Genomic DNA, 4553 nt, shown 5'->3' with positions numbered 1-4553 from the left:
CCCTCGATGGCCAGCATGTCCAGCAGCTTGGGAATGGCGAGGATCTCATTGGCTTTGTCCGCCACCTTGACCTGCCCCAGCACCAAGCGTTGACGGGCGGCGAAGGCGGAAACCATGTGTATCGGCTCCTCGGCATTCCTGGAGCCCTTGGAGCGGCGGACCGTCTTGCCGTCTATGGCGACGACGCCTTCCGGCGCGCCCGTTAGTGACGCTACCCATGCCACAAAGCAGCGCTGGAAGTGTTCGGCATCGAGGCTGGCAAGGATATCGCCCAGATGATCATGAGACGGTACGCCCTCGAGAAAGGGGCGAAACCGGCGCAAGAGATCAAGCTTCCTGTCACCAAAGCGGGCGATGTCGGTGATGGTTTCCGCCCCGGCGATCACCGCCACAAGACACAGCTAAAAGCGCAGCCATGATTCATCGTGTTTTCGATGATTCTGCGTCCTCAACCCTCTCCGCGCCACTACGCCACGCTTGCCGGCGCCCCTTCCCGCCGGCGCGGCCATCAGCACACTCGACGCGATGGTCCGACGCCAAGAGCGGTGGGCCGGCGCCTGGCGCTTTCAGCGGCCGCGGCAAGGGCAAAGCAGGCTGGCCGTGTCGAGGATGAAAGCGCGCTGCGCGACGCCGTGCTGCTCATACGGCCCGGAGACAATGTGGTCATCCCGGTAGACCTACAGGCGACAGAGCACCTGGTCATCTCGCGCGACACGTTCATCGGATCCGATTTCGCTCAATCGATGCCGCATTGGCTCGCAGTCTCACTGAGCTGGGCACTCAACGCGGTTCCCAAACTTCCGACGCTGTCGAATGTGAACGACCAGACGCCGTTTTGGGAGCATGTCTGGAAAGTGGCCCTGCCGGCAATCACCCTTACTCTCGTGATCGTGGCCCACATGATGCGCATGACCCGAGCGGCTATCATCAACATGCTGGCAAGCCCCTACATCGATATGGCGCGCCTCAAGGGAATGTCCCCCATCGTGATAGTGCTGAAACATGCCTTGCCCAATGCCTGGGCTCCCATCGTCACCGTCGTGGCGTTCAATCTGGCGTATCTCATCGTCGGAGTGGTCGTGGTCGAGGTCGTGTTCGTCTATCCCGGCATCGGTCAGTTGATGGTTGATGCGGTGAAATCCAGGGATGTTCCGGTCGTCCAGGCCTGCGCCTTGATTTTCGCCGCGACCTATATCCTGCTCAACCTGATAGCTGACATCATTTCCATCGCCACCAATCCCAGGCTCTTGCATCCACGATGACCAGCTTCGAACCTATCTCGGCGGTTCAGAGGCTGAGGCGTTCGCGTGCCACTCGGGCGAAAACGGCGTTGAAGAAGGCGCCGTTCAGTGCATGGTTCGGTATCGTCGTGATCCTCGGCAACGTCTTTGTTGCGGTCCTCGCGCACTGGATAGCGCCATACGGCGAGACGCAGGTCTTCAGCGAAGCCTTCGCACCGTGGAACCAGGAGTTCAAATTGGGAACTGACCAGCTTGGCCGGGACATGCTCACCCGCTTGATCTACGGTGCGCGCAACACCATCGCTATCGCAGTCGCGACCACGTTGCTGTCCTTCGCGGTAGGCGTCTCGCGCGGTCTTCTCGCCGCGTTGTACAGGGGATGGCTCGACCAGGTATTGTCGCGTGCGGTGGACGTGTTGATGTCGATCCCAAGTCTGATCTTCGCGCTGGTGCTGCTGTCAATCTTCGGCTCGTCGATCACCAGCCTGATCGTAATCATTGCGCTTCTTGATTCCACCCGTGTCTTTCGGCTTTCTCGCGCCGTCGGGCTTAACGTGGCCGTGATGGAATATGTCGAGGTGGCGCGTTTGCGTGGCGAGGGCCCGAAATGGATCATCGCCAAGGAAATCCTTCCCAATGTAATGCCGCCGCTGGTCGCAGAGTTCGGCTTGCGATTTTGCTTCGTATTCCTCACCATCGCGGCGCTGTCCTTTCTCGGCGTCGGTATTCAGCCGCCGACCGCCGATTGGGGTTCAATGGTGCGCGAGAATGCAACCCTGATCACTTACGGAGATGTCACGCCGCTCCTTCCGGCCGGCGCGATCGCTCTCCTTACGGTGTCCGTCAATTTCGTTGTGGACTGGTTCCTGCACGCAACAAGCGGATTGCGGGATGAAAAATAGCGGTCCAGGCTCGCGCGAAAAAGGAAAGGATCTACTGCAGATCCGCAATCTGCATGTGGAGGGGTTCTCGGACGAGCGGTGGCATCCCATTGTGCGCGGGATCGATCTTACGCTGAAGCGGGGGGAGGTTCTTGGCCTGATCGGCGAGTCCGGCGCCGGCAAGTCCACCATTGGCCTTGCCGCAATGGGTTATGCCAAGCCGGGCTGCCGGATCACACCAAGGCTCGATCCTGTTCGACGGGATTGCTCCTTGACCAGACGATCGAAACTGTAGTGGCGCACGGGATTGCCACCCGGGAGATGGCAAACCGGAGTGCGATCGATCTTTACCGACGTCTTCAGCTGCCGGATCCGGAGACCATAGGTTTTCGCTATCCCCATCAGGTCTCCGGCGGACAATTGCAGCGGGCAATGACGGCGATGGCGATGGCCTGCCGTCCCGACCTGATCGTGTTCGACGAGCCGACGACGGCATTTGATGTGACCACCCAGGTCGAAGTTCTTGCCTCCATTCGCAACATTGGAGGAATTCAACACGGCTGCAATCTACGTGATGCATGACTTGGCGGTGGTGGCGCAAAGGGCGGACCGCATCATGGTTCTGCGTCACGGACTTACCGTGGAGGAGGCTGACACACGCGAGATGCTAGCCTCACCCAGCCAGGAATATACCAAGACGCTCTGGGCCTTACGCAAGCTCGCCAAAGTCGAAGTTCCTGCCGGTGAATATCTACTGACGATAGACCACGTCACCGCCTCCTATGCCCGGACCGTCAAGGTGCTCGACGACGTCTCCATCAAAGTTCCACGCGGAAGAACAGTGGCTGTGGTCGGCGAGTCCGGTTCCGGGAAATCGACGCTCGCTCGCGCCGTCACCGGCCTCCTGCCACCGCTCTCGGGGTCAATCTTTTTTGCCGGCCAGCCCCTTTCGAAGAGCCTGAAGATGCGCCCGAAGGAGGTCCTGCGCCGCATACAGATGATTTATCAAATGCCCGACAACGCGCTAAATCCGCGCCAGACGGTCGAAGACATCATAGCGCGACCGCTTGAATTCTACCTCGGCCTCAAGGGCGCGCAGCGGGATCGCCGGATCGGCGAACTTATGCATATGGTCGAGATGAGCGAAGCTTACCTTGACCGTCTGCCGGCCGAACTGTCGGGTGGCCAAAAACAGCGCGTTTGCATTGCCCGGGCGCTTGCGGCCGATCCGGATCTCATCATCTGCGACGAGATTACGTCCGCGCTCGACCAGATCGTGCAGGAGGAAATCCTAAAGCTCCTCATGCGCCTGCAAAGTGACTTCGGCATGAGCTACCTCTTCATCACTCACGACATTGCCACCGTACGGGCGATAGCCGACGAAATTGTCGTCATGCACCAGGGGAAAGTCGTTGAGCAGGGTTTGAAGAGCGAAGTTCTTACGCCGCCGCATGCCGCGTACACCGAACGGCTCTTGTCGTCCGTACCGGAAATGGATCCGGACTGGCTGACAAGGCTGCTGGCCAGTCGGAAAATCTGATAGGGATCGCAAGGTGGACAGGAAGAGAACCCTGTCCACCAGCCCCTGCCATCCGTCCACGTGCTTTGAAGGGGATGATCGTGCTCCACTTCAATCGGCCGTCCAGGCATTGTCGCCCGACAAACGGAGCTCACCAGTTCACCGTCTCCTCGCTCGGAAGCTGACGACAAAGGCGTCGCATGAATCCGTTCAGTCACGATGTGCTTTAGCCAAGGCACCGGACTTGAAAACCGGCGCGGACACGAGTTCACGGCGGTTCCAATCCCGCTCCATCCGATTGTTGAGGTTTGCTTCGGAACTTCGGTTTTGGTGCAAACCGCCTGTTAGCCGTGATGTCGGCTGTCGTGTGTGGGTCAGGCAGAGACAATCCCATCAGCTTGAATGTCTCCCATCGCTTTTTGGACGCCAGAAGCTGCCAGTCCGGCTTCGGTCCGAGAGCCGTCAGTCTGCAATGCGCCTGATGTCGGTCGTTGAGCAGGCCAAAAGCCGCATCCCAACAGCGGACATCGCGGGTGACAATGCTGGAGGTCATGGCCGTGCCACAACCGGTCCTTCGCCAATCGTGGCGAAATATGAAGATCCGATCTCGACCTTGGTCGTTGCAGATTTGAACGTCCAAAACGAGGCCGGGGAACCTGACCTTCAGCGCAAGAGCATTCGGGAGCGCTACATTTTGACGTCCGGGCACATCGAAGCCGCCCAAGTTTCAAGACTTGAACACCGCAAGCATGTGAAGATCCAAGCGGTCCCGCCGCTGTGTCGTCCCATGGCACGGATGAGACGATACACTGTTTTGCCACAGCGCTCGCAGGGCTGTCCGGGGAAAGTTTTGAGTGAATCGAAATGCCGCATGTGCATGCCCCGTAAAACGGGGTTTGTCCGTCTTCTCTC

At 59.2% G+C, this 4553-nt stretch carries 4 protein-coding genes and 1 pseudogene; 4 read left to right on the top strand and 1 reads right to left on the bottom strand.

The genetic code is table 11. The features are described from left to right. A partial coding sequence (locus NKH02_RS34065; protein ID WP_352884219.1) for an ISAs1 family transposase occupies window positions 1-392 on the bottom strand: 392 nt, incomplete at its 3' end. 33 nt (window positions 393-425) lie between these two features. Between NKH02_RS34065 and NKH02_RS34060 the strand changes: the two genes are divergently transcribed. The 4 genes and pseudogenes from NKH02_RS34060 to NKH02_RS34035 all read left to right on the top strand — a co-directional run. Continuing rightward, on the top strand, window positions 426-1262 hold the full coding sequence (locus tag NKH02_RS34060; protein ID WP_352884218.1) for an ABC transporter permease: 837 nt from the start codon (window positions 426-428) through the stop codon (window positions 1260-1262). A 68-nt stretch (window positions 1263-1330) separates the two neighbouring features. After that, window positions 1331-2143: an ABC transporter permease gene (locus tag NKH02_RS34055; RefSeq protein WP_502913895.1), complete on the top strand. Its 813-nt coding sequence runs from the start codon at window positions 1331-1333 to the stop codon at window positions 2141-2143. Next, a pseudogene (locus tag NKH02_RS34675) lies at window positions 2133-3662 on the top strand (ABC transporter ATP-binding protein). The gene NKH02_RS34055 and the pseudogene NKH02_RS34675 overlap by 11 nt, the downstream one beginning before the upstream one ends. Before the next feature lie 460 nt (window positions 3663-4122). Continuing rightward, the coding region (locus NKH02_RS34035; protein ID WP_352884208.1) for a hypothetical protein at window positions 4123-4553 on the top strand (431 nt) is incomplete at its 3' end.

It is taken from the genome of Mesorhizobium sp. M1396, assembly GCF_040317725.1.
GTDB lineage: Bacteria > Pseudomonadota > Alphaproteobacteria > Rhizobiales > Rhizobiaceae > Mesorhizobium.
This window is presented reverse-complemented; position numbering and strand designations above follow the sequence as displayed.